Below are 25,952 nucleotides of genomic sequence, written 5' to 3' on the forward strand. Positions count from 1 at the left end.
TCCTCATCGGTTGCGGGTGGCGAGGCAGTCTATTCCGCGGTGCGCGGCGCAGTACCACCATAGTGGGCAGCGAGGCGGGACAGCCCATCGTCAATGGAAAGCAGGGGCTTCCATGCGAGGACTTCATGCGTGGTGCGTTGGTCGAACCAGTGCGCGGTTGACAATTGCTCGGCGAGGAATTCCGTCATCGGTGGCTCATCGGAGACCCAACCGCGACGCAGCGCTCCTGTCCAAAGCCTCTCTATCACTTTGCCTGCGCTGCGGGCCAAGGATCCGGGGACACTGAACTTTGGTGCGGGCACGCCGCCGGCGGCACAGATTCCGGCAATGAGCTCACCGACTGGACGCGGCTCTCCATTGGTGATGACCAAGGAGAGACCATGGGCAACGCTGATCCGTTCCAGCCCTTGAACAATCGCGGAAGCCGCATTGTCGACATACGTAGTATCGATCAGAGCCAGGCCGCCATCCAGCAAGGGCAGCCGGCCTGAACGCGCTCTATCGACGACCCGTTCCACGAGTTGTGTGTCGCCCGGGCCCCAGACGACGTGTGGGCGCAGAGCGGTCACACGAAATGACGGTCCGTTGGCTTCCAGCGCCAAGAGTTCTGCACTGGCCTTGGAACGAGCATAGTAGCCCCGCGCAGCGGCAGGTTCAGGAGCGCCGGCAGCCCCTCCGACGATCGATGATCCTAGGTGAGCCACGGAGGGCGATGAAACGTAGACGAAGTTTTCCACGCCGGCCGTACGGGCGGCGTCCAAGAGATTTCTGGTCCCTTCAATGTTCGTTGCTACGAATTCCTCCCACTCACCGGTGAAAGAGACCTTCGCAGCCAAATGTACGACAGCGGAAACGCCTTCGACAGCGGCGGCAACGGCGTGGGGATCGGTGATAGAGCCCCGACATTGTTCGACGCCGGGCAGTGATGCGGGACCGCGTTGAAAGGTCCTGACACGGTAACCGCGGGCCAGCAGTTCTTCGGCCACAGCCCGTCCCAGCATGCCACTCGCCCCGGTCACCAGGACGAGCTTGTCGTGATTGGCAGTACTCATTGCAGGGTTGCCTTTTTCCCAGACAGTAGACCAGTAGCCCACTGTGAAAGCGCGGAACGGTCGATCTTTGAATTGTGTCGGATGTCGGTGGGCAAATCGGGGATGACCAATACTGCAGCGACAGACATGGAAGTGGCTTGAATTATTGACGAACGGACATCCTGCGTCAACGCCTGGGCTGCCAGCCCTGAACGACGAGCCCGTTCCTCTGTTTCCACGATGACGACCACTGCTTGCGTGCCGGCAGGTCCGACACCGACAACAGCGGCACGACGAACGCCCGACACGGTCTCTGCAGCCAATTCTGCGGCAACGGGTGTCATCAGCCCCGAAGGAGTGGTGAGGATATGTCCCAGCCGACCCTGGACCCATAGACGCCCCGCGGAGTCGAGGTGGCCGACGTCCCCTGTGTGGTGCCAGCCGGGGTGAATAGCGCTGGCTTGTTGGGTGATCCACAACCGGTCATAGCGGTCCTTGACGTGGGGTGCTGAGACAACAATTTCTCCGACCTGGTCGGGGTTGGCTCGCAGTTTGTCTGACACCTGGCCCTGGTCATCCAAGGCAGCGATGGATACTCGGGCTCCGGCCACCGGGCGACCGACACACACGCCATCTCCCGTACCGGCCGCGAGAATTCCTTGAAGACTGATGTCGGTAATTGGCAATGCTTCAGTCATCCCGTAGGGCGTGTGAACCTCTGCCTGGGGAGCTAATTCCTGGACGACCTGTAACAAGGTGGTTCCCAGAGGTGCACCGGCTGAGAGGAGGAGTTCAACACGTTCAAGGGCAGATCGTTGGACGGAGTCGAGAGCGGCTGATGAGTCCACCACATTGACCAAGGCTGCTGGGGAGGCAAAAACGATGGTCGCGTTGATGGCCGACGCGGCATTGGCCAGCGCGGAGGCAGTCAAGGTTCGGGGCGAGGTGACGTCCATGTCGGGCGTGACGGAGACAGCCCCGAGAGCCGGACCCAGGAGTGCGAAAGGGGCAAACCCGGCCACGAGCGCATCGCCAGACTTCAATCCGTAGGTTGCCTGCAAGGTATCTCGCATGGCGGCGAGCCGCCGATGCGTATAGACGACGCCCTTCGCCGGACCAGTAGAACCAGAGGTGAATAAAATCGCGGCGTCGGCGTCGGGATCTGCCGCGGGGAACGGTGGGCCGCTAGCCGAGATGCTGAGCAGTCCTGATTTTTCTAGATCGCCAACGGTGGCGATAACGCCTAGGAGCCGGCGTTTGGCGGGGGACAGGTCTCCGGCGGAAATCCGTTGGCCGGGCCAATTCAGTACTCTGGCTGCCATCAGGGCACGTTCGATGCCAATGAGGAAACTGGGGCCCGCGCCACGGATGGCCCGGCCGAGACCCTTTGTCCCCAGCCCGGCATCGGCCACGACAATGACGGCACCCAGTCGGAGGCAAGCGTAGATCAGGGAGGTGAGCTCGGCACCTGGTGGGACCAGCAGGTTCACCCGATTGCCACGGCGAACACCTAATTCGGAGAGGCCGTGGGCAACGGCATCGACGCGTCGGGCCAGTGATGCCCACGACAGGGAAGTGGAACTTCGGACCCCACCGAGAGTGGGGCCCATGTCAACGACGGCATCGGTGTGGTCATTACGGCGGGCATCCAGTTCGGCAAGCATGCTCCGGAATTCGGTATTCACGTCGAGAGGCGGTAAACCGTGTTGGGATCCGGCATTGGCACGTGACGGAGCGTCGTCCTGGAGCGAAGACTTTGTTCCCGGCCTTTTGCACACCGTGGAGGTGAGCCAAGCCAATAGGGGAGAGGCGATATCCCGATCTTCGGGAAGGAGGTGACCGGCACCTTCGAAACGGTGCACATCTGCTTGAGGTAAACGGTCCATCAGGTCGCGCAGATAGCGGTCGGAGAAAATAGGATCGCGCGGCCCCCACATCATGAGAGCCGGGACATTGAGCGTCTGGATGTCCGCGGAAATCTGCTCCAAAGCGTGCCAACTGGGGTGCTCCGGCGTCGCCGGAATGTCAGCGACGAAGTTGGCTACACCCGCACGCGCTGGTGTTGAGCGGTACGGTGACATGAAGGCGGATTCAACATCGGAAGTAAGCCTCGGGTGTGCCAGCGCGTGGGTGACCTTGAGGAACGTCGGGGTGGCGCGCGTGCCCCAACCATGGACCGCAGGGTGCAGTGCAAGACTGAGGGCAGGTGGTAGGGAGAAACCTGCGGGGTGAACTGCGGTGTTCGTCAAGACGATGCCTGCCAGCTGTTCGCGATGCCGTGTCGCCCATCCCAGGGAGATGAGCCCTCCCCAGTCGTGGCCGAGAGTCACCACGGGGCCTTCAATTCCCAGTGCGTCGGTCACGTCCCCGAGGTCGGTGACTCGATCCGCTAGTCGGCGAAATGTGCCAGTCCGGTCGGAATAACCCATATCGAGCTGATCGACGGCTACTACGCGCCATGGGGTTTCGGCCTCGGCGCCGGCTTCAAGGACGCTGCGCCAGAGGTAGGACCATGTGGGATTTCCGTGTACGGCCAGAATGGTTCCTGCTGGTGCTGCCTCCCGAGCTTCGAGCGCTGGCAGGTTGTCCAATAAATGCCATTGGTGGGAGGACCCGGCGGGATCACAGCTGGCTGTTGAGGGGACGGTAAGGTATCGGGAGAATTCCGGGCGGACCCCGGGCCAGCTCCTTGCTACCACGCCAGCTCCAGCATTGCCGTGTTCAGACCGGAACCGACACCCATGCAAAGCACTCTGTCTCCTGGGTTGAGCGTGTTCGCCTCTTGGGCCAGCGTCATGGGAAGCGAAGCAGGACCGACGTTTCCCCATTTCGGGAACGTGATCGGCACCCGGTCCCGAACGAGGTTCACGGCCTTGATAATGGCATTGGTATACGAATTGGACACTTGGTGTGTGACATAACGGTCCATGGACCCCCAGTTCCAACCGTCCTGATGGGCTTCGTCCCAGGCGTCGACGACGAGTTTCAGACCGTTGTCGAGCAGGCCTTTCGTGTCGGTGTACATCCCCTGTGGGCCGCCAACGCACAGTTCGTGATGTTCGCTTCCGGCGCGTGAGACGCCTCCGAGGATGCGGTGTGAGCCTGGGTGTTCGTCGGCGCGGCCGATGACCGCGGCTGCAGCACCAGAGCCCAAGGTCAGGGTTGCGAATTCGCGGAGGTAGTCCTCACGTGTGGAATCTTCGCGGTTCAATCGATCGAAGGTTGGTTCCTGGGCAATCTGGGAATCTTCACCAGCGACGATCAGTGCGTACTTAATCTGCCCGGAATCGATCATATTCGCGGCCAGCGTCATGCCGTTGACGAATCCGAGGCAAGCGTTGGCTAGGTCGAAGTTCATGGCTGAGGACGGTAGACCGAGCCCATTGTGGACTTTGACGGCTACGGAGGGCTCAAGATTCCTGCGGGTGACCGAGGTATTGATGAGCAGGCCGATCTCGCCGGCTTCAACTCCGGCTTCGGCTAACGCCTTGGATCCGGCTTCGATAGCCGCGTCGTCGAATCCTGTTCCTTCCGGCCACCAGCGTCGTTCGCTGACACCGGCTACCCGTTCGAGGAGCTTCTTGGACAGACGCAGTCGCTTGAGGCTCGGCTCTAGTCGCTTATCGAATTCGCTCGAGGTGACGACGACGGGAGCCTCCACACTCGTAACGGCAATAACCGCCGAGTTGGTGTGTCGAAACGTTGCATTGCCGCTCAATATCCAGCCTTCGTCCATATAGGATTCATCTGCCGCCGACGCATCCCTATGATGCGAAGACTCTCCAACCGTTAACTATGCACTCTGCGAAGTGGTTCCCGCACATTCGCCATGCGGTATGAACGCCGCCTGTGACTTTTCTCCCCTCGAGTGGCAAACCCGCCGCGGGAGTCCAGACACAGTAGATTGGAGGGAGGAAGACCTTTGCCCCGCCGTCCGAAAGACCTCCGTGCATCTCAAGACCCTGACCGTTCGTGGATTCAAGTCGTTCGCCTCAGCGACGACTTTTGAGTTCGAACCCGGCGTCACTGCCGTGGTTGGCCCGAATGGTTCTGGGAAATCCAACGTCGTCGACGCCTTGTCGTGGGTGATGGGGGAGCAGGGAGCTAAGACACTCCGTGGCGGCAAGATGGAAGATGTCATCTTCGCCGGAACCTCTGGCCGTCCGGCGTTAGGGCGGGCTCAGGTCTCGCTAACTATCGATAATGCAGATGGTGCCCTGCCCATCGAATATTCAGAAGTGACGATCACCCGGACCCTGTTCCGGGCTGGCGGCTCTGAATATGCCATCAATGGTCAGTCCTGCCGCTTGCTCGATATCCAAGAATTGCTTTCCGACACCGGAATGGGCCGGGAGATGCACGTCATCGTCGGGCAAGGGCAGCTGGACCGTATCCTTCATGCCACATCTGATGAACGCCGAGGTTTTATTGAGGAAGCCGCTGGGGTGCTGAAGCACCGCAGACGTCGGGAAAAGACCGTACGCAAACTCGAGTCAATGGCCACCAACCTCTCGCGCCTTCAGGACCTCACAGGAGAGGTTCGGCGCCAGCTGACACCGTTGGGTAAACAGGCTGACGTTGCACGTCGGGCACAGTCGGTCCAATTTGAGGTGCGCGATGCGCGTTCTCGGCTCTTGGCCGACGAGTTGGTGACCCTCCAAGAAGCCCTCCATCGCGAGGTCGAAGACGAACGACGAATTCTTGTGCGACGGGACGAAGTCGACGTGGAGGTTACCCGAGTCGGCGCCCGGCTCGAGGAGCTGGAATCTGCTGCCGCGAGCATTATTCCTGCCCTCAACTCCACTAGAGAGACATGGCACGGGTTGAACACCATGAAAGAACGGTACAGATCTCTGGACGCCTTGGCGATAGAACGCGAACGCGGCTTGGCTGAGCAGAGTCGCGTCGTGCACGATCCGTCGCGGGAACCGGACCGGTTAGAAAGCCAAGCACAGCGTTTACGCGTTGATCTGGAAGAGCTTGAGAACGAACGCGATAAGTCATCAAATGTACTCGATTCCGCGATTGCTGATCGGAAGGAATCGGAACAGGCCGCGGCCGAGGAAGGCCGCCGAATGACCGAATTGATGCGTGCCATAGCTGACCGTCGCGAGGGACTGGCTACCTTGGCCGGAAAGGTCGCCTCGGCACGCAGCCGCGTCGAATCACTCGAGGGTGAGCTGGGCAGACTGCGGGCATCGGCCGAACTCGCACGTGTACGCGGTTCTGAGGCACAGATGAAATATACCGAACTGGAACAGCAGGCTAGCGGTGTTGAGGACACGGAAGAGGACCTGGACGCTTCGCACGAATTGGCCGAGGAACGTTTGGCGTCCTGCGATCGAGAGTTGGAGCAGTTAGTTTCTCGGGAGCAAAAAGCAGAACGTGAACGGGCCGCTCTTCAAGCTCGTCTTGACGCACTGCACTCTGCGATGAGCCGCAAGGATGCCTCCGAGGAGATTCTTGCAGCAGGGCATCAGGGCATTAGGGGGCGTATTAGTGCAGAGCTCCATGTCGAACCCGGATACGACGGGGCGATTGCCGCTGCGCTAGGTACCTACGCCGAGGCGCTAAGTGCCTGTAGCGCCGACGAAGCTCAGCATGTTTTGGACACAGTCGTCGAACAGGAATCAGGCCGTGTCCACCTGATCTTTCCGCAGGCAGCCGAGTCAGATGCTCTTCTCGCGGACCAGCGGACGGAAACGCACGCGAAGAGGAATCTACTGCCCGCTGGCGGCTTGTGGGCTTCGGGCCTCGTGGATGTCAAGGAAGCATCCCCCGACGGCCTCGCCGAAGCTGTCCGGCATCTTCTGCGCAACGTCATGGTCGCTGAAAATAGGAAAGGCGCTGTTGAACTCCTGACCGCAGCACCCCAATTTACTGTGGTCACTCGCGATGGCGTGGTCCATTCGACGAATAGCCTTGCCGGAGGATCTGGCACCGGTTCATCACTTGTGGAGCAACAAGCGGCCATTGATGCCACCAACGTCGAACTCCATGACGTCACCGCATGCTACGAACAGCTTCGTTTCCAACGCTCAGCGCTGGAAACTACACGCAGCGAGGCTGCCGGGGCTGTCGATACGGCACTTGAAAAGTTGTACCAATCAGATGCCCGCATTACCGGCGTTGCTGAACAGCTGGCAACTCTCGGAGCCACAGCCCGAGAAGCTGCCGCAGAGGTCGAAAGATCAAGAGACCGGATCAGCGTTGCCACGGAGTCGGTAGCCGAAGCCAAGAAAACCCTGGCTGCACTTGAGGAGCGCCTGGCTGCTACCCGGGAGGCCCCAGCTGATGAAGAACCAGACAGCTCAACGCGCGCGAGGCTAGATGCAGAGGCCGCCAAGGCCCGTGAGCGAGAGCTTGACGCACGGTTGGCTCTGCGGGGCAGTGAAGAGCAGGTCAAGAGCTTGTCGAGCCGCATTGAATCACTCGTGAAATCCGCCGCGGGGGAACGCCGTAACCGTGAACAGGCTGAGCGGAGAGCCGCGCTACGACGTCGTCAAGCCAAACGTGCTCAAGCCGTCGGACAGGCGATCTTGTTGGTGCAAGAACACCTTGAATGCTCATTGCAGGAAGCTGCGGACGAACACGCACGGCTAACGAAGCATCGCGACCAAATAAATGTCGAGCTGGGGCAAACCAGAACCCGATCAAATGAACTAGGTAGTGAGTTGGCCGGGCTCACTGATTCCGTGCATCGTGATGAGTTGGCGCGTGCCCAACAACACCTGCGCATTGAAAGCCTTGAAGCCCGGGCCCTCGCAGAGTTGGGGATGACGCCTGAGCATCTCATCGAAAACTATGGTCCCGACCTACCGGTCCCACAACCTGACCAGGAGAGTGATAAGTGGGCGGCTTTGCGTCAAGACGTGGACATGGACGGAAACCCGGAGCCGGTGGGACGACCCTTCGACCGTCACGAGCAGGAAAAACGTTTACGGAAGGCAGAAAAGGATCTAGCGTCCTTGGGCAAGGTCAACCCCTTGGCCTTAGAAGAGTTTGCGGCACTTGAGGAACGCCACAGGTTCCTGGCGGAGCAACTTGAGGATCTGAAATCCAGTCGCAAAGACCTTCTGGACATCATTCGCGACGTGGATGAACGAGTTGAACGCGTCTTCACGGAGGCCTTCGACGATACGGCCGAACAGTTTGAACAAGTCTTTGCCACACTGTTCCCGGGCGGTGAGGGAAAACTGGTGTTGACCGACCCAGACGACATGCTCAATACGGGGATCGAAGTGCAAGCCCGTCCAGCCGGCAAGAAGATCAAGCGTCTCTCACTACTTTCTGGTGGAGAGCGATCATTGACTGCCGTTGCGCTCCTGGTAGCGATCTTCAAAGCCCGCCCATCGCCGTTCTACGTGATGGATGAGGTCGAGGCTGCCCTGGACGATACGAACTTGGGGCGACTACTGGTGATTTTCCGCGAGCTCCAAGAAGTTAGTCAGCTGATCATCATCACGCATCAAAAGCGCACGATGGAGATCGCTGACGCCCTGTATGGCGTCTCCATGCGCGGCGATGGGGTCACGAAGGTCATTAGCCAACGGTTGTAGACCGCCTTTCATTTACGCGAATCCATGCAGCTGCACCGGCCACGCCGATGATTCCGGTTACGACGAATGCCCACCCGAAGCCCATCTGGTCCGCGATGAGCCCCGCAACTACGGGGCCTAAAATGGCGCCGGAATCGCTGGCCATCTGGAAGCCGGCCATGACTTTGCCGCCATTGTGATCGCGGCCGATGACGTCGGCTACGGCAGCTTGCTGCGCGGGGTTCATAAATCCGATACCGGCGCCGGCAATGATCGAGAGCGCGATAAACAGTACCGCGTTGTCGGTCAGCCCAATCCCGGCCATGGCGACTGACCCCACCGTCAGTCCGACCAAAACCGGCATGCGCCGCCCATATTTATCGGTGATTCGTCCGGCAAAGGTGAGCGCAGCACCGTTTCCAATGGCGAATATTCCCAACGACAGACCTGCTAGTGCTGCCCCATCGTCAAAGACCTGCGCGGCAAACAGGGGTACCAAGGCTACCCGTACGCCGAAATTGGACCATCCATTCGCGAAGCCCGAAAACAAGGCAGCCCGATAAGTTGGACTCTTCAAGGCAGCGGCGAATGACATCGCTGGGCGTTCGTCGCGGGGCCCACGTTTCGCGCCCGATCGCACTCCCAAAAGAGACAGGTACACGATAGCTGCTGCGATGATCAGTGCTCCGCCGTAGATAAAGAACGGCAAGCGGTAACCGAAGACGGCTAGGAAACCGCCGAGCACAGGACCCACGATGTTACCGATCAGGAATGATCCGGCGTAGTAGCCCGAGATTCGACCTCGTATCTCGGTGGGCGCTAGCCGGGCGATGAGCGACATAGCGGAAACAGTGAACATGGTCGAACCCAGACCACCAGCTGCCCTGAAGACCAGCAATTGGGTGTAGTCCTGCGCAAAACCACAGAGGATGGTCGATACCGCAACGATGAGCACGCCGCCGACATACACCGGGGGCTCACTGAGAGCCGACGTCAATCGACCACTGACCGGGGCAAAGGCTAAACGGGTGAGTGCGAAAACACTGACGATGAAACCGGCTTGGGCGATCCCGACGTCGAAGCTCTTGGCAAATTGGGGCAGAATCGGTGCGATCAGGCCGAAGCCCAACGCGATCACGAAAGCCGCAGCAATTAGGACCTTAATTTCGCGGGGGATCGTCGGTTGTTTCGGAGGACGTATGGGTGTGCTCATCAAGCCAACAGCCTAGTCTGTGAGAAGCTAGTCCCGTGTCTACAGAAACCCTCCTGATTATTGCCATCGTCATCGTTGTAGTCCTTGTCGTGGGCTTGGGAACTGCCTTCTTCCTCCGGGGACGCAAGACGCCCCCCGGTACCTACGACGGACCCCGGGACGCGAATGATCCGGCCCCCGGGAATGCCAGCAGTGATGGAACCGACACGCTGACCCATCCGGGTAAAGCTCTTGAGCAGGACGTCGAAAGTGTGGGCGGCCCGGGCACTGCACCGGCCCCCGAAGATTCAATAGGAAAACAAGAGATTGCCGTTGATGTCCCGGCGCCAGTTCTCGGTCGGCTGGCGCGCCTCCGGGCGCGTCTGGTCAAGTCAAACAACGCTTTGGGAAAAGGCCTATTGTCCCTGTTGTCACAGGACAACATTGACGAAGACGTTTGGGACGAGATCGAGGAAACGCTGCTGCTGGCAGACCTCGGCAGTGAACCCACCCAGGAACTGGTTGAAGCACTTCGTGAACGGGTGAAGGTCGAAGGCCACCGTGACCCTGTCCAGGTCAGGTCGATGCTTCGTACTGAACTCATCAAACTGGTTGATCCGAGCATGGACCGCTCCATCGTTTCCGATCGGCAGCCCACCGGCCCGTCGATCGTCATGGTCGTCGGCGTCAACGGCGTCGGAAAAACGACCACCATCGGCAAGATTGCCCGCGTCCTCGTTGCCGAGGACAAAGACGTGCTCCTCGGGGCTGCTGACACGTTCCGTGCAGCAGCTGCCGAACAATTGGCAACGTGGGGGGCCCGAGTAGGTGTCCCTACCGTCCGTTCCGATGTTGACGGTGCAGACCCCGCGTCCGTGGCTTTCGAAGCCGTGAAGGCTGGTATCGATCAGGAAGTTGACGTTGTCATGATCGACACCGCCGGCCGCCTGCAGAACAAGGTCGGGCTGATGGACGAACTGGGCAAAATTAAGCGAGTCGTTGAAAAGCAGGCTGCCGTCAATGAGGTTCTGCTCGTCATCGACGCCACCACTGGCCAGAATGGCCTGAACCAGGCGAAGGTGTTCTCCGAAGTTGTTAACGTCACCGGAATTGTTCTGACCAAACTCGACGGAACGGCAAAAGGTGGCATCGTTGTCGCTATCCAGCGCCAACTCGGTGTGCCGGTAAAGCTGATCGGATTGGGCGAGGGACCTGACGATCTGGCACCTTTCGACGCAGAGGGCTTTGTCGACGCACTACTCGATTAAAAATGAGTCTCGCAGAAGATGGGTAGTAGACCAGTTAGAATATCAAGCGCCGGACACCATCGGGGGGAACGACCGATTGGAGTAACAGTGATTGCTGGCTGGAGGCTTTTCGAAGCCCTGCATAGAGATACCGTCCTACTCAAGTACAACTGTCCGCCACCAACCGCAGAAGCATACGGCTGGTTAAAGGCGGGCACTCCGATTAAACTGTCACACGACGTGAGGATAGAACAGAATAGTGGCCTATATGGGGGGGCCTATAAAGGCATGCCGGGAGGGCGCAGGCGTCCTGGGTTCGCTTCTATCGGCGCGTTCAGCTACTCGATGTCAGCGTTGCCCGATGGGGTTAATGTCGGCAGGTACTGCTCTTTCTCCACAGGACTTCGTTTCACGGATTCCGTGCATCCATTAAATCTGTTAACCACCTCAGCCATCAGCTTCCGCTCACGGAATATGCTGTACAAGGGCTCTCAGACTCAGAGTCTTTTGGAGTATGCGGCGGATTTTGACGTGACCGGAGAGAAGCCGTACCCAACCATAGGACACGACGTGTGGATCGGTACTGGGGTTACCATAAACATGGGCATCACTGTTGGTACCGGCTCGATGATCGCCGCAAATTCCACTGTCACAAAAGACGTTCCGCCATATTCAATTGTTGGTGGGAATCCAGCGAAGGTAATCCGCATGCGAATTCATCCGGACATTGGTGAGAAACTTCTTGAGAGTAAATGGTGGGAATATGAGCCCCAGTATCTTTTCGAAGATGTAGATACCTCTTTAGACCTGTTGGCAGATCGCATCCTCGATGGCCATGTGCCTCGTGCCCATTTCCGCTCGTTGAGAGTCACAGACTACTTGGATTCGGACCAAGAGTAGACCCATTGCCGGTTCGGCGTTGCAGAGGTATTCAGTGTGGTTTTATTCTGGGAAGTATCCCAGCGAGTTCCTGAGAATTCTTCGATAGGGTCTCGCATCCCATGATTGTGGTCAACGTGTCTAAACCGAATTAATCCCCCGAACGATTCCGCTTGGGGATGGATCTCGATAAATAAACCTTCGCTTCTTGCTCAGGAAGACTGGGCTGAGGAAAACTCACGACGTCGAGCAATAGACCGTCACTGAAGCGTCGGCTGGACCACGCCTATACAGCGACGGAATATCGCATAGGCGAAATTCTTATTGTTCTCGAGTGGCCTTTGGACAGATATGTGCAGGGCACGGCTTAGAGCCAGTTGGTGCGTCAGAAGTTCGTCTGGCTGGGCCCCACCGTAGAAGTCCAGTGACTATGTGAGTTTCGCATCCGATAGTGGATGCAGGAGGAAATCCACGAGTCATAGCACGCAGACATACCCCGGACCAGGTCATCGCCAAGGTCCGACAGGGACAGAGGATGCTCAACGAATATCGCCCACTCATCGAGTTCCTGAAAGAACTCGAGGTCACCGAAGCGACTTGGTACCGGTGGCTAAATCAATACGGCGGTGAGAAGAACGCCGAGTCATCTAGGCGGCTGAAGGAACTTGAGAAGGAAAACGCCCGGCTGAAGAAGCTGCTGGCCGATCAGGTTCTGGCCAACGACATCCTGGGCGAGGTCGCCAAGGGAAGATTCTAAGCCCCGGACCTCGTCGCCGTGCCGTGCGCATGGCCCAGGAGAAGTTCGGGGCATCCGAAAGATTCGCATGCACGGTATTGGGGCAAAACCGCTCTGCGCTGCGCAAAACCAAACCGGGCAGCAGCGCGGAGGAACATCAACTTTGCGCTGATCTACGCTCTATCGCGTCCAAGTATCCGGCCTGGGGATGGCTCAAGGCCCGCTGGCACCTGCTGGGACAATCCCGGTGGCAGGACATGACGTTGAACCGCAAGCGCGTGCGCAGGCTCTGGCGCGATGAGGGGATGACTTGCAAACCCAAGCGGCGCAAGAAACGCCGTACGGGCCCCGGTGCCGGTGAGGAGAAGCGTCTGTCGGCCCTGTACGGAATGCACGTTCTCAGCTTCGACTTCCAGTCCGACGTGACTTCCTGCGGGCGTCACGTCCGGTTTTTCTTTCGTCTCGACGAGTACACGCGTAAGGCGCTGGCGATCGTGCCACGCCGCTCCTTCGCTACACCCGACGTCGTCGCGGTGCTGGAAGGTATCATCGCCGAGACCGGTATCGAGCCGGCCAACGTGCGGTGCGACAACGGCCCCGAGTTCACCGCCGAGGCACTGATCAGTTGGTGCGCCACGACGGGGGCGAAGACCGCTTTTATCGACCCTGGATCGCCGTGGCAGAACGCGTTCATCGAATCCTTCAACGCCCAATTCAGACGGGAACAACTGGCAGGAGAAATCATCGACACGATGGCCGACGCGAAGTATCTCGCCGAGGAGTACCGGAGCATCTAAAATCAGGAACGGCCCCACGGATCTCTGGATGGCAAGACGTCGAACAGCCGGTGGGATTCATGGGTCGCAGAGATCCAGCTAGCTATCGCATAGGCACTGGACTGCTATCGGGGACCCAGCCACGTCGTCGAAGAAAGTCTTCGATGTTTTTGGTTGCTAGCCTCAGACACAACCAATTGTTACCGTAGTGTGATGAAAGCAGTTGAGGTGAAGCGGCGCGACCAGCGTCTCGACATTGCCAAAGGGCTCCTGATTGGGCTGGTGGTCCTCGGACATTTGCTTGAGGGAACGAATGTTTGGTCGGCAACTACGGTGCGTCTCCCTTTGACGCTCATATACGCATTTCATATGCCAGCTTTCGCGTTCCTCACTGGGATCACTGGAACTCCAAAAAATTTGGTCCGGAGAGTGGGCCCGCTTCTGGTGTTGTTAGTCCTCTTCCAATTCCTATATTTCGGAGCGACCCGCGTCCTTAAACCGGGCGCAGAGTTTGAATGGGATACTCCTTTTTGGATGCTCTGGTTTCTGGTGGCGATGATCTGGTGGTTGTTACTCACGCCCATCATCGATAAATTTCCCAGGGCTTCCGTTGCGGTCTCTACCGCTTTAGCCATCGCAGTCACTGCTGTCCCGTGGATTGGCTACCCCTTGTCATTGGGGCGAGCTTTGGTCTTCCTGCCGTTCTATGCTGTTGGATACGCGTACGGCAAACGGATACTCGATTGGTGCATGAGCTCCACGAAGGTGCTCAAGGGCGTAACAGTCGCTGGTGCCGCGTCAGCCCTGATGGTCTTGTATTTTGCACACCTTAAGCATGAATGGTTTTACGGCAGCTTGAGCGCCGAAAGCTTGGAGGTGAATCCAGCAGAAGGCTTGGTCATCAGGACCGTACTTCTTCTCGCAGCATCCCTGGGAATCATGGCGTTCCTGATGCTCGTACCGCAGCGTGAGTCCCCGGGATTGGCCATGGTGGGCCGTCACACGTTGCCAGTCTTCTTGTTGCACGGGTTCATCGTGCTGGGCGCCGAACTGTACCTGCCCGCAGTGTTGGCACGGAATAACGTCGTTGCACTTGCTTTTGTGTTGACCCTGACCGCGGCCACGGTGTTATTGACTTCGGGTCCACGCACCAATGCCGTGATGCGCACTATCAGCGGGTACTTTTTCAAACCGTCAACTCAACAGGCAACCAATAAGAATTCGAAGCTGCAAACAGCATCTTCATGACGGGCCCGGCGTTTGCTTCTCCACCACGCGCCGCGACGAATGTTCACCGCGATAAAATAAGGGCATTGAGCCTGGAGTAGGCCGCCGGCGATCTACTCCAGGCCGCACGGCTATTTGCGCTTTTTCTTATCTTCCTTTTCGCTGGGAACGACGACGAAAGGGGATTTCGAATGTGCCACACAGTGCTGGCTTACGGAGCCCAGCAGCATGCCTGCAAAGGCTCCATGGCCTCGGGTGCCCAAGACCAGTAGCTGTGCGTCTTTCGACGCTTCGACCAGCGTTGAGGAAGGATGGCCACGCTCGGTCCGCCGAATAACGGTGGAGTCTGCTCCAACGGCTTCGGCGACGGTTTCTTCGAGAAGTTCACGTGCCCGCGCCTCGATTTTCTCCCCGGACTCTGCATACGCGGCCAAGTATCCGTAGCTCGTCGGGATATCCCAAACGGCCAGTGCCTCTACAGGAGCTTCGTACCGCTGCCCGTATTCCACGGCCCATTTCAGGGCTGCCTTGGAATCATCGGACCCATCGACTCCGACCACAACTGGTTTGGTTGCCATGATTTCGTTCACCACCTCCGGTGTGCACTGAGCACACCCTTGAAGACTGCGGCCACGGTTCTGGTGGACGTGCCTTCTGGCAGGACCGCCTCGTCCACTCAAGAGCCAGCATATCAAGGCGGCAGAGCCCTGATCCGGGGCCAGACTGGGGTCGCCGGAGGGTCCTTCGACCCTGCGGCGACTCGAACATCAATTACTTCGCTTCGACGTCGCTCTCCGGATGCCGAATGACGACGAAGGGGCATTTTGAATGAGACGCGCAGTGCTGACTGACGGAGCCCAACAGCATGCCCCGGAAAGCACCGCGACCCCTGGTGCCCAAGACCAAGAGCTCGGCGGACTCCGAGATTTCCACCAGAGTTTTGGCGGGGTGCCCACGTTCGGTGCGTTGAAGCACTCCGGAATCTGCGCCGACGGCTTCTTGAACTGCTTCGTTGAGGACCTTGCTGGTGCGTTCCTCAACTTGTGCGCCGGTCTCTGGGTAGGTGGCCATATTCCCGAAGGCCAACGGAAGTTCCCAGACCGCCACAGCGTAGACCGGAAGGTCGAAGCGCTTCCCATACTCCACGGCCCACTGAAGGGCTGCCTTGGAGTCGTTGGAGCCATCGATGCCGACGACTACTGGTTTGGTTGCCATGTGTTCGTTCACCACCTCCGGTGTGCTCCAAGCACACCTTCGAAGATCACGGTCGCTGTTGCAGAGGACGTGCCGGATGGCAGGACCGTTTCGTCCACCTGAGGCCAGCTTAGCAGCGGGTACGGAGGGGTCAGCCGGCTGCTGGAGGAGCGTCCTGTGGTGAGAGTTCGGTGCCCGGAAGGAGGCCTTTCATCGGTTCGCTCTCCAGCTCGACTTCTTGGGAAGTCATCCAGTGGGTGGGTCCGTTGGAGCCGGCGGGGTATTCCTCCATCGGGACCTCGTCGTTCGACCAGGCGGCCAATACCGGCTCGATGATCCGCCAGCATTGTTCGGCGGTGTCATCACGAACCGACAGCGTCGGGTCCCCGGCCAGTACGCCCGCCAAAACTTCACCGTAGGGCAGCAGGTCGGGGGTGTTGAGCTGGGCTGAAAGACCGACACGGTCCAGGTTGTACATGTCCCCGGGGCCATTGACGTCTAGCTCGAGTTGAAGGATGTCCGGGCCGAAACCGATGCGCAGGCGGGTGGGGGAGTCGTTGCCGGTGAAGCCCTGCGGTAGGTGGGCGACCGGCTTGAAGGTGATGACGGCCTCTTTGCGGGGCTGCGCCAGAGCCTTTCCCGAACGCAGGATGAACGGTACGCCAGACCAGCGGGAGTTGTTGATCTCGACTTCGATCTCCGCCAGGGTTTCGGTGTTGTTGGTCCGATCCACACCGTCTTCGGAGGTGTAATCAGGCACATGGTGTCCGCGGCTCGTCCCAGCGGTGTAGCGGGCACGCCGGGTGCTTTTGGTGTAGTCGGTGGGGACCTTCGTCGCCCGAAGGACCGAACCGATGTGGTCGCGTAGATCCCGTTCGCCCAAAGTGGCGGGGGCGTTGAGGGTCAGCAGGGCCAAGATCTGCAAGAGGTGTGACTGGATCATGTCCCGTAGGGCACCGGCATGGTCGTAGTATCCTGCCCTGGACTCCAGGGCCAGGTCTTCGTCGTAGAAGATCTCCATCTTCGCCACGTGTTCGCTGCTGAACAGTGGTTCTAGGAAGCGGTTGGCGAAGCGTAGGCCCAGGATGTTGAAGACCGTGGCCTTGCCCCGGAAGTGGTCCACACGCTGGATGGATTCCTCGGGCACCAGGCGGGTGAGTGTCTTGGTCAGGGCGTGGGCTGATTCGGCGCTGGAACCGAAGGGCTTCTCCATGACCAGCGAGGTACCCTCGGGGACTTCTTCCGGTGTCAGGACTTCGCAGGCTTTCTGGCTGACCGTCGGGGGAAGCGCGAAATACAGGGCGATCGGGCCCTCGCACGTGGCCAGTAGTTTGCCGAGTTCGCCCGGTGCGGTGACGTCGAGGGCCGTGTACGTCGTCTGCCGGGCAATGCGGTCCAAATGTGCGGCACCGTCTCCGGAAGCCTTCGTCCGTGCGTTGGCGAAGGCCTCGGTGACGCGGTTGGACCAATCTTTGGGGGTGAAATCCGGGGAGCCGGCCCCGGCGAGGATCAAGTCAGGCTGATCTCCCTTGGAGATGAGGGCAGCCAGACCTGGCAGCAGCAATCTTCCGGTCAGGTCCCCTGAGGCGCCGAGGATGAGTAACGTCTTGACATGGGATTTCTTCGCTTCACTCACCTGCCTAGCTTGCCACCATTGCGCCCACTGTGTCTGCCCCTGCTGGCCGATACCGTCGGGCACGTTGGACCTTGGTAACCTTGGTAGTCGAGTCCAGCGGGGTTTCCCGCAGCCACCCACACGAAAGTAGTTCAGCTCACGTGTTCAATTCTCTCTCCGACCGGCTGACAGCGACCTTCAAGGGCCTGCGCGGCAAGGGACGCCTTTCCGAAGCCGATGTCGACGGGACCGTCCGGGAGATCCGGCGCGCCCTACTCGACGCCGATGTCGCCGTTCCGGTGGTGCGTGCCTTCACCGCACAGGTCAAGGAACGTGCACTGGGCGCCGAAGTCAGCGGTGCGCTGAACCCGGGCCAGCAAATCATCAAGATCGTCAACGAGGAACTGGTAGGCATCCTCGGTGGGGAGACCCGCAGGCTAAACCTGGCCAAGGTTCCACCGACGGTCATCATGCTGGCGGGCCTCCAGGGCGCGGGTAAGACCACGCTGGCGGGCAAACTGGCCAAATACCTCAAGGCCCAGGGACATACCCCGCTGCTGGTGGCTTGTGACCTGCAGCGGCCCAATGCCGTCAAGCAGCTCCAGGTCAACGGTGAACGCGCGGGTGTCCCGGTCTATGCCCCACACCCAGGCGTCTCCTCGGAATTTGAGGAGGCCACCGGCGACCCGGTCGTCGTCGCCCGCAACGGCGTCTCCGAAGGCCGGCAGAAGCAGCACGATGTGGTGATTGTTGACACCGCCGGCCGTCTGGGTGTCGATGAGGAGCTGATGCAGCAGGCTGCCGACATCCGCTCGGCAGTGAATCCGCATGAGGTCCTGTTCGTCATCGACGCGATGATCGGCCAGGACGCTGTCAACACGGCCCAGGCCTTCAACGAGGGTGTCGGAGTTACCGGTGTGGTGCTCTCCAAGCTCGATGGCGACGCGCGCGGTGGCGCCGCGCTGTCCGTTGCCTCGGTGACCGGCAAGCCGATCATGTTCGCATCGACCGGCGAGAACCTGAGCGACTTTGAGGTCTTCCACCCGGACCGGATGGCCAGCCGCATCCTGGACATGGGCGACATGATGACGCTCATCGAACAGGCTGAGCAGAACTGGGACAAGGGCGAAGCCGAACGGATGGCGCAGAAGTTCGCCGACCGTGAGGACTTCACCCTGGACGACTTCCTGTCGCAGATGCAGCAAATCAAAAAAATGGGCTCCATGAAGAAAATGCTCTCCATGATGCCCGGAGCCGCCATCTCCAAACAGCAGCTCGAGCAATTCGATGAGCGTCAGATCGACAGGATCGAAGCCATCGTCCGCTCGATGACCCAGCACGAACGCGTGGCGCCGAAGATCATCAATGGTTCTCGTCGAGCCCGTATCGCCAAGGGTTCAGGCGTGAGCGTTTCCGAGGTCAACCAGATGCTCGAGCGCTTTGGTGAAGCACAAAAGATGATGAAGCGCATGGCCGCTGGCGGTGGGATGCCGGGCATGCCCGGTGGCGGTGGTCGGGGCGGCGCCAAAAAGGGTAAAGGCGCTGGCAAGAAGAAGCAGAAGTTCGGAAACCCGGCCAAGGCTGCTCAGGCGGAATTGGATTCCAAGAACCGCAAGTCGGCTGCTCCCTCGGCCCCGACGGGTGCCTCCTTCGGGCAACAGGGCGGGCAGGACTTCAAGCCCTCGGACCTGAACTTGCCCAAGGGCTTTGATAAGTTCCTGGGCAAATAGGTCGGCGGCGGTAGCGGCTGATGACTGTTGTGCAGGGACTTGACGGATTCCTTGGCGCCCGGTGGAAGCACCAGGCCTACGCTTCGACCCTGGTACGGCGCTCCGATGGGGCCGTCCTGACCGTCAAGGACGCTGTGGGAGTCAACGAATCCCGTTACGGCGAGGACTCGGAGCCGGACTGGGTGCTACCGACCGCCCAGGTCAGGTCAGGGGCGACACCGCGCGGGGCTGCCGCCTCGATCCTGGCCCGGATGGCTTTGGAACCCTCGATGGGCCGGATGCTGGTCCATGATTTCCGCCCCGCTACCGGAGGAGCGCACTCGGCCGGAGGAAATGACACGGGCCAAGAGTTCTTCGTGTACGACGGGGGCACCTGGGTCACCGATGTGGAACGCTTCACCGCCGACGGCGGGCTGCTCCAGGTTAGATTCTGCCCGCTGGATCAACTTCCGGTCCTGTTGCCACCCGGGGACGCGGAACGCGCCGCAGCCGGCGTCCGCGCACTGGAGCTCGGGGGAGTGACCGAACTCGAGCACGGCAGGGACATGACCCCTCGCCATGTACCGGGTAACCGGCAGCCTCCCCGCGGTCTCATGCCCGAACTACCGACGACCGCGCCGGTACCTGGGTTGCGCCCAACGCGAGGATGAGCGCAGGCTGCGTGTCGCAGCCCCGACGATAAATAATCGCCTGTCCATCGAGTCAAGTATGGCGTTCCAGGCGTAGAGTCCACATCGGAGGGGCCTAGTGGGTCCGGCACGGGCCGGCACAGCACTGGCGGGCCGGAACCTATGGATGCTGTGGAATCGATCAGCCTCGTCGGCGGCTGGCTACCCCCACTGGTTTGGGTAGTGGGTATTATCGGCCTCATCTTCCTGGTGCTACCGCGTCAACGCCGTCGATGGTGGCTCGCCTACCCCTTGCTTGTCTTGGCCGCGGCTCTGGTCACCTGGGTGATCTATCTTCTGCTCGTGTACGTCTGTTTCGTCATCGCCGATCCGCTCCCACTGGTCGTCATCGCCTGGGCGGGCTTGGCTCTGTTCGGAATCCTGTTGGGCGTGTATTCGGCGTCAAAGTCTCCCTGGACCTGGAAGCTCCTGGCCACACTGGCGGCCATCGCCGTCGTTCTCCTCGCCGGATTGCAACTGAACGCCTATTTCGGGCAATACGTGAATGTGAGAAGCCTGTTGGGCGATCAAGTGGCGGTGCAAGCCCTGCCACCGAACCTCATGCGCGGCGGATCCGGGACCGGCAGCCAGAAGATTCCAATGCACGGTACCGTCAGTCAGGCATCGATCCCGGGGACCGTTTCGAAGTTCACGGCGCGCGATGCCATCATCTACCTGCCGCCCGCCTACGAACCGTCGGGACCGAGGCAGCTACCCGTCTTGGTGTTGGTCGCCGGGCAGCCCGGCGGACCGCAACGTTGGCTCGACGCGGGGCATCTGCCAGGGATCATGGACTCCTTTGCCGCTGCGCACCACGGCATGGCACCCGTGGTCGTTGTCGCGGATCCCAATGGAAGCGCTAGCGGAAATTCAATGTGCATGGATTCAGACATCGCCCAGGCGGACACCTACCTCTCGGCCGACGTGCCGGCCTGGATCGCCAAGACGCTCAACGTGCAAAGACCCAGCCCGGGTTGGGCCTTTGGCGGGTTTTCCTTCGGAGGTACCTGCGCGCTGCAAATGGGCACCCTGCATCCGCAGCTCTACCCGAACATCATTGATCTCTCCGGTCAGCAGGAGCCGGCCCTGTCGGTCAGCCGAACCGAGACCATCGACAAATCCTTTGGCGGAAACACGGCTGCCTTCGAGTCCCGCCTGCCACTCACGCTCCTGCACCACCAACGTTTTCCCTCAACCCACGCTTTCTTTTCGGTGGGGGCCAGCGATCATCAATATGGTCCCGATATGGAGGTGGTGGTCACCGCTGCCCGTGCCGCAGGTATGCAGGTGAAGGAACTCCGGGTCCCCGGAGCGGGCCACTCGTGGGCGGCCGCCAGGGCGGGGCTTACCGCGGGCCTGGATTTTCTGGCGCCTCACTGGGGCATGGTGCGCTAAATGAGCCTGGGAGAGAGAAACTCGGTTGATGCCTGGAGCGCCGGCATTCAGGGAAAGCTCCTGCGGCTGCCGGTCACCCTCGTCCTGCTCTGTGCTTATGTCGCCGCCGGCCTCGCTAGCAGGGGACACCACCAGGACGGTCGGCACGGGCTGATTCGCCTCGACCCGGCAGGCTCTCGTATGCCGGATCCAACCGTTCTGTCGCCTGTGCCCGCGGCGTGGGACGCCTACCTGCCCAGCACCAGCCATCTGACGGCGTTCATCTTGGGCGGGATCGCCCTGACGGTGGTGGGCCTGTGGGTGGAGACCAGGATGGGTAGCCTGAGATTTCTCGTCGCCTTCCTGTTTACCCAGTCTGCGGCGTTGGCGGCTGGGGCACTGTTCGTGGCCTTGATCCAACCGGGCGCAGCGGTCCATAGAGCTGAGCCGGGCCTCCTGGTGGGGGTGACGGTCATTGCTTGCGGCACGGCGATGGCAGCGACCGCGGGGCTACGGGTGATGTGGCGCAGACGGCTGCGCACCGGGTTGCTAGCCGTTGTACTGGTGACCGCACTGTATGCCGGGACGCTGCCGGATTTCATGCGTTTGGGGGCGGTCCTGATAGGACTGTTGCTCGGTCCGCTGCTGATCGGTCAACGGCCGGGCAGACCACGAATCAGGGCTACACGTCATGAGGGCCGCGTCCTCGTGGCAGTCGTCATCTGCGCTGCGGCGCTGGGGCCCGTGGTGGCGGCCCTTTCACCCGGGGCGGTGGGGCCGCTGGCCGTTCTGCGCTATCTGGGAACCAACATTGTGCCGGTCGATCCCCAGTCACTCGCCGAGTTGTGCTCGAGTCCGGAACACATCAACGAATGCGCCGCAGCACAGCTTCAACAACGAGCCGGCCTCGGCGCCATGTTCTCCGCAGTCCTTCCTTCCATTCTTCTGGTGGTTATGGCTGACGGTCTGCGGCGGGGGCGCCGCCTCGCCTGGTGGGCGGCAGTCGTGGTCCAGGGGGCCATGGCCGGGTTGACCCTGATCTTCCTGGCCGGCGTCGTGCTTCAGGCCAGGGTCCCGGACGCTGGCTTGTTGGAGGGGTTGGGCGAATATGACTTCACCGACTACGGGCAAGCCAAGGCCATCATCCTGCCCTTCCTGGCCCCGCTGGCCGTCTTTCTCCTCTTGCTGGCCACCCAGCGACTGTTCCGCCTCAGTGCGCCGCCCCGAGTGAACCCTCGACTGCTGCGCAAGGTCCTGCTGCTCGGGGTTTTCCTGTCGGCTCTCTACCTTGGGGTGGGGTTCTGGTTGCGCGAGGGGTTCCGCCCGGTCCCGGATCTCGGGGAACTGGCAGAGAACCTGCCCGAACGTTTCGTTCCCTTGGTCTATGCCCTTCATATCAGCCCGGAGTTTGTGCCGATCACCGCGGCCACGACCATCCTGTTCGAGGGGTTGGGGATCCTCTTTTGGACTGCCGTCTGCTTCTGGCTGCTCGCATCCTTCATCGCGGCAGGGGACTACGAATCGACGGCAGATAGGACCCGCGCCCGGGCCCTGGTGCGCGAGGGGACGGGAGGGACCTTCTCGTGGATGAGTACATGGGAGGGAAACAGCTACTGGTTCGCACCAGATGGTCGCTCGTTCATCGCCTACCGGGTGATCGCCGGAGTCGCTTTGACTACGAGCAACCCCATCGCAGCGCCCCAGGATGTTGCTGCGGTGGTTCGCGGATTCGCCGAGTATTGCATGAGCCACGCATGGATCCCGTGCTTCTACTCCGTGACGAGCGAAGTCGCTGACGCGTTGCCGCCGGAGACGTTCAGCAGGGTTCGCGTCGCCACCGAAACGGTGCTCCCACTCGGTTCCATGGCGTTCACCGGGAAGAAGTTTCAGGATGTGCGCACGGCACTGAACCGGGCAGAGAAGTCGGGTGTCGAGGCGGTGTGGAGCAAATACTCGCTGTTGACCCTGAACATGCGCGAACAACTACGCGCCATCTCCGAGGAGTGGGTTGCCGACCGGGGCATGCCCGAGCTCGGTTTCACCCTGGGCGGGGTGGCTGAGCTGGTCGATCCCGAGGTGAGGCTGTTGCTGGCCGTTGACGACGCGGGTGTACTGCAAGGGGCCACCTCGTGGCTGCCGGTCCGGCATGGCGGGCAAGTGACAGGGTGGACGCTTGATTTCATGCGTCGGAGACAGGGAGGATTCAGGCCGGTCGTGGAGTTCCTGATTGGCACCGCGGCACTGACGCTCCAAGCGCAGGGCTATTCCTTCGCCAGCCTGTCCGGGGCGCCGTTAGTCTCCGCGGACAATCCTCAAGGCATGGTGTCGCTGACCGGAGATGACACCGGAGTGCCGCCCATGGAGCGGGTCCTGGGTTGGCTGGCAGCCACCTTGGAGCCGGTCTATGGATTCCAATCGCTGATGTCCTTCAAGAAAAAATTTCAGCCACAGTTCGTCCCCCAATACATGGTTTACCCCGACGCAGCCGCCCTGCCAGCCATTTCCGTCGCCATCTCCAAGGCTTATATCGGCGACGCATCATTGAGCGCCGGCTGGTCACTGGCCAGGACATTGTTGAGCCGTCACTAATAGATCTGTAGCGACTCGGGCCCGTTCGGCGGAGCAAAGAGGTCATCGAGTGCCGTCAAGTCCGCCGTCGTGAGTTCTAGTTCGAGGGCGCCGGCATTCTCGGTGACCCGCTCCACCTGGGAGGTCTTGGGGATGGGAATGACCTGGTCTTGCGCCAAAAGCCAGGCCAGTGCGACCTGGCCTGCGGTGGCACCACGTTCACGAGCGAAGTCGGTGAGCCCCGCGTGATGGGCCAGATCGCCCCGGTCGAACGGGGAATAGGCCATCATGCCCAGACCCTTCCGCTGCAACCACGGCAGGAGGTCCCATTCGATCCCTCGCTGGTTGAGGTTGTAGAGCAGCTGCTGGACCTGGGTGTGACCGCCGCCGGGCAACGAGTGGAAGTACTGCATTTCCTCGAGGTCCAGGTTGCTGACACCGAACTGGTCGATTTTGCCCGCAGCGACGAGATGCTCGAAGCCCTCGAGCGTCTCCTCAAACGGTGCGGGTCCGACCCCGTGGAGCAGGTACAGATCCAGATGGTCGGTGCCCAGGCGTTCCAGGCTCTTCTCGCAGGCTTCGATGGTTTCCGCGCGGTTGGATCCGGGGAGGACCTTGCTGACCAGAAACACGTCGTCGCGACAGCCGGAGATGGCCTCACCGACGAGGTCCTCCGAGCGACCGCCTCCATACATTTCAGCGGTGTCGATCAGGGTCAGGCCGCATTCAACGCCGGCACGCAGCGCAGCGATCTCCTGCGCCCGACGCTGGGGATCGTCGCCGAGGAACCAGGTGCCTTGGCCCATCGCGGGCATGGTCGTCCCGTTAGGTAGTTGAACTGTTCGCATGATGGGTCCTTTCGTTCACGTCTCCGTCACATGAAATCATGCAAAGCTGCTGCGGGCTGCTCGCCGCCCGTCGTGGAAAGCGCCGAACGTGCAGAGGGGATCATCAGCGTCGCTGTGGAAGATCTCGGCATCTACCGATGTGGTTGGGCGTTGGGTGCCATTGATACATTGCAGCGTGGGCCCGTGCCCGCTGTGGGTGGGAGATCGCCTCTGGCGACGGACTGTTGTTGGCCCATCGTGCTGGAGGTAGGCTTCGTTTCTCCGGTCCCGGTGGATCTTCACGAGTCGTGAGCGGCTCTAACACCCGGCTTGGTCGGCAAGATGGGGGGCGTAACGGTGGTCGAAGCCTCACGGGATTCGAGCCCGGGCCTACACGGGTATTGGTGGAAGGTGCTTCTGGGCGGAGTCGTCTTGTGGATCCTCACCATCGTCGTCACCGCCCGCACAGAGAACACCAATCTGATCCCCACGCTGATCCTGTTGGGGAGTTTCTTGGTCCCCTTCGTGGTGGTCCTGTTCGTGGGAGCCCGACAGGAAGGCGTTTTATCGCCGGTCCGCTTATTCTCGGCCTTCTTCATCGGCGGGGTCTTCGGTGTCTTGGGGGCTTCCCTCCTCGAGGTAGACCTCGGTAAATCAGCCCTCCAGTTCGCCCTGGTGGGGTTCATTGAAGAGTTCGTCAAGCTCCTGATCTTGGCCATTGCCGCTCGCGGGATCACCCGGCGCACGGCGGGTTTGGGAGCATCGCTGGGTGCGGTGGTTGGGGCAGGCTTCGCGGCCTTCGAGTCCGCGGGATACGCCTTCAACGCAGCATTGGGCCAAAACACCATCAACCTCACCTCTCTTCTGGAGACGGAGGTCCTGCGGGCAGCCCTCTCTCCCGTGGGGCACATCCTGTGGACGGCCATCCTCGGTGCCGCACTCTTTTCCCTGAGGCGGCCCGGCCGGCCCGTCTTGAGACTGATCCTGACCTTCGTCGGCGTCTCGGCACTTCATTCCCTTTGGGACCTGATCGGACCGCTGAGTTCCTTCCTCGCCGTTCTCTTCACCGGAACCGTCAGATTTGAGCTCACCTACGGTCATCTGCCCCCATCGGTGGCTCCCGAGGTCGCCTTCATCTCATTGCTGATGTATATCGGAGGAATGGTGATCATTGCCCTTATCGGGATCAACTGGCTGCGACTATCAGTGCGCCACGGGACTCGCAGGGAGCAGGAATCCGCCGACCGCTCCATGCGCTGACCTGCCAGCACCCGCTTCCACCAACCCGCCGTGCGGCTACGGCTCGCCCGTCTGAACGATGGGTCGCGTCGCGCGCCGCGTTCTGGCATA

The 25,952-nt window shown here is 60.6% G+C and carries 17 protein-coding genes and 1 pseudogene; 10 read left to right on the top strand and 8 right to left on the bottom strand.

Features of this window, described 5'->3' with window-relative positions; translation table 11 throughout:
• Nucleotides 1-29: 29 nt before the first annotated feature.
• Genes FM101_RS04875 through FM101_RS04885 form a run of 3 tightly spaced genes read right to left on the bottom strand, consistent with a single transcriptional unit; the run spans nt 30 to nt 4,749 of the window.
• Nucleotides 30-1,052, bottom strand: coding sequence for an NAD-dependent epimerase/dehydratase family protein (locus tag FM101_RS04875; RefSeq protein WP_086996310.1), 1,023 nt, complete (start codon nt 1,050-1,052; stop codon nt 30-32).
• The gene (locus FM101_RS04880; RefSeq protein WP_086996313.1) at nt 1,049-3,730 is read right to left on the bottom strand and encodes an alpha/beta fold hydrolase; all 2,682 of its coding nucleotides are present in this window, start codon (nt 3,728-3,730) and stop codon (nt 1,049-1,051) included. Before FM101_RS04880 ends, FM101_RS04875 begins: the two co-directional genes overlap by 4 nt.
• Entirely contained in the window at nt 3,724-4,749 is a 1,026-nt protein-coding gene (locus FM101_RS04885) for a 3-oxoacyl-ACP synthase III (protein ID WP_179204237.1), read from the bottom strand. The genes FM101_RS04880 and FM101_RS04885 overlap by 7 nt, the downstream gene beginning before the upstream one ends.
• A gap of 229 nt (nt 4,750-4,978) precedes the next feature.
• Between FM101_RS04885 and smc the strand changes: the two genes are divergently transcribed.
• Nucleotides 4,979-8,590, top strand: coding sequence for a chromosome segregation protein SMC (smc, locus tag FM101_RS04890; protein ID WP_179204238.1), 3,612 nt, complete (start codon nt 4,979-4,981; stop codon nt 8,588-8,590).
• Here the strand turns inward: smc and FM101_RS04895 are convergent.
• Complete coding sequence (locus tag FM101_RS04895; RefSeq protein ID WP_086996323.1) at nt 8,574-9,782, bottom strand: MFS transporter; 1,209 nt, start codon at nt 9,780-9,782, stop codon at nt 8,574-8,576. The genes smc and FM101_RS04895 overlap by 17 nt on opposite strands.
• Before the next feature lie 35 nt (nt 9,783-9,817).
• Between FM101_RS04895 and ftsY the strand changes: the two genes are divergently transcribed.
• From ftsY to FM101_RS04915, 4 genes and pseudogenes are all read left to right on the top strand, one after another.
• On the top strand, nt 9,818-11,029 hold the full coding sequence (ftsY, locus tag FM101_RS04900; RefSeq protein WP_143269214.1) for a signal recognition particle-docking protein FtsY: 1,212 nt from the start codon (nt 9,818-9,820) through the stop codon (nt 11,027-11,029).
• 219 nt (nt 11,030-11,248) lie between these two features.
• A complete protein-coding gene (locus FM101_RS04905) occupies nt 11,249-11,908 on the top strand; it encodes a CatB-related O-acetyltransferase (RefSeq protein WP_179204239.1) in 660 nt (219 codons plus the stop codon).
• Nucleotides 11,909-12,365: 457 nt separating this feature from the next.
• Nucleotides 12,366-13,513 (top strand): annotated as a pseudogene (locus FM101_RS04910) (IS3 family transposase).
• Between the two features lie 99 nt (nt 13,514-13,612).
• Nucleotides 13,613-14,647 carry an acyltransferase family protein gene (locus tag FM101_RS04915; RefSeq protein WP_086996328.1) on the top strand — a complete coding sequence of 345 codons (1,035 nt, stop codon included), beginning with the start codon at nt 13,613-13,615 and terminating at the stop codon, nt 14,645-14,647.
• Between the two features lie 110 nt (nt 14,648-14,757).
• On the opposite strand, the gene FM101_RS04920 is transcribed toward FM101_RS04915, so the two are convergent.
• The 3 genes from FM101_RS04920 to FM101_RS04930 all read right to left on the bottom strand — a co-directional run bounded on the left by FM101_RS04920 (nt 14,758) and on the right by FM101_RS04930 (nt 17,456).
• On the bottom strand, nt 14,758-15,204 hold the full coding sequence (locus FM101_RS04920) for a universal stress protein (protein WP_086996425.1): 447 nt from the start codon (nt 15,202-15,204) through the stop codon (nt 14,758-14,760).
• A gap of 193 nt (nt 15,205-15,397) precedes the next feature.
• Nucleotides 15,398-15,841, bottom strand: coding sequence for a universal stress protein (locus tag FM101_RS04925; RefSeq protein WP_218778260.1), 444 nt, complete (start codon nt 15,839-15,841; stop codon nt 15,398-15,400).
• Between the two features lie 130 nt (nt 15,842-15,971).
• Nucleotides 15,972-17,456, bottom strand: a complete 1,485-nt coding sequence (locus FM101_RS04930; protein WP_086996332.1) for a glucose-6-phosphate dehydrogenase — start codon at nt 17,454-17,456, stop codon at nt 15,972-15,974.
• A gap of 140 nt (nt 17,457-17,596) precedes the next feature.
• Here FM101_RS04930 and ffh point away from each other — a divergent pair, with 140 nt between their 5' ends.
• From ffh to FM101_RS04950, 4 genes are all read left to right on the top strand, one after another.
• On the top strand, nt 17,597-19,165 hold the full coding sequence (gene ffh / locus FM101_RS04935; protein ID WP_086996335.1) for a signal recognition particle protein: 1,569 nt from the start codon (nt 17,597-17,599) through the stop codon (nt 19,163-19,165).
• A gap of 20 nt (nt 19,166-19,185) precedes the next feature.
• Nucleotides 19,186-19,815, top strand: a complete 630-nt coding sequence (locus FM101_RS04940) for a hypothetical protein (RefSeq protein ID WP_143269216.1) — start codon at nt 19,186-19,188, stop codon at nt 19,813-19,815.
• Nucleotides 19,816-19,965: 150 nt separating this feature from the next.
• Nucleotides 19,966-21,228 (top strand): alpha/beta hydrolase, encoded by a 1,263-nt coding sequence (locus tag FM101_RS04945; RefSeq protein ID WP_179204240.1) that lies wholly within the window; start codon nt 19,966-19,968, stop codon nt 21,226-21,228.
• Nucleotides 21,229-23,796, top strand: coding sequence for a bifunctional lysylphosphatidylglycerol flippase/synthetase MprF (locus FM101_RS04950; RefSeq protein ID WP_086996345.1), 2,568 nt, complete (start codon nt 21,229-21,231; stop codon nt 23,794-23,796).
• Here FM101_RS04950 and FM101_RS04955 read toward each other — a convergent pair.
• Nucleotides 23,793-24,623: an aldo/keto reductase gene (locus FM101_RS04955; protein WP_086996348.1), complete on the bottom strand. Its 831-nt coding sequence runs from the start codon at nt 24,621-24,623 to the stop codon at nt 23,793-23,795. The genes FM101_RS04950 and FM101_RS04955 overlap by 4 nt on opposite strands.
• 321 nt (nt 24,624-24,944) lie before the next feature.
• Here FM101_RS04955 and FM101_RS04960 point away from each other — a divergent pair, with 321 nt between their 5' ends.
• A complete protein-coding gene (locus tag FM101_RS04960) occupies nt 24,945-25,862 on the top strand; it encodes a PrsW family glutamic-type intramembrane protease (protein ID WP_086996431.1) in 918 nt (305 codons plus the stop codon).
• Nucleotides 25,863-25,952 lie beyond the last annotated feature (90 nt).

Origin of the sequence: Arthrobacter rhombi (assembly GCF_900163545.1) — a bacterium.
GTDB lineage: Bacteria > Actinomycetota > Actinomycetes > Actinomycetales > Micrococcaceae > Arthrobacter_H > Arthrobacter_H rhombi_A.

Excerpts from the sequence above, each read along its gene's own strand:
- FM101_RS04895 (WP_086996323.1), bottom strand. The coding sequence starts at position 9,782 with ATGAGCACACCCATACGTCCTCCGAAACAACCGACGATCCCCCGCGAA.
- FM101_RS04960 (WP_086996431.1), top strand. The coding sequence starts at position 24,945 with ATGGGGGGCGTAACGGTGGTCGAAGCCTCACGGGATTCGAGCCCGGGC.
- FM101_RS04920 (WP_086996425.1), bottom strand. The coding sequence starts at position 15,204 with ATGGCAACCAAACCAGTTGTGGTCGGAGTCGATGGGTCCGATGATTCC.
- FM101_RS04925 (WP_218778260.1), bottom strand. The coding sequence starts at position 15,841 with ATGGCAACCAAACCAGTAGTCGTCGGCATCGATGGCTCCAACGACTCC.
- FM101_RS04875 (WP_086996310.1), bottom strand. The coding sequence starts at position 1,052 with ATGAGTACTGCCAATCACGACAAGCTCGTCCTGGTGACCGGGGCGAGT.
- FM101_RS04940 (WP_143269216.1), top strand. The coding sequence starts at position 19,186 with ATGACTGTTGTGCAGGGACTTGACGGATTCCTTGGCGCCCGGTGGAAG.
- FM101_RS04950 (WP_086996345.1), top strand. The coding sequence starts at position 21,229 with ATGAGCCTGGGAGAGAGAAACTCGGTTGATGCCTGGAGCGCCGGCATT.
- FM101_RS04955 (WP_086996348.1), bottom strand. The coding sequence starts at position 24,623 with ATGCGAACAGTTCAACTACCTAACGGGACGACCATGCCCGCGATGGGC.
- FM101_RS04915 (WP_086996328.1), top strand. The coding sequence starts at position 13,613 with ATGAAAGCAGTTGAGGTGAAGCGGCGCGACCAGCGTCTCGACATTGCC.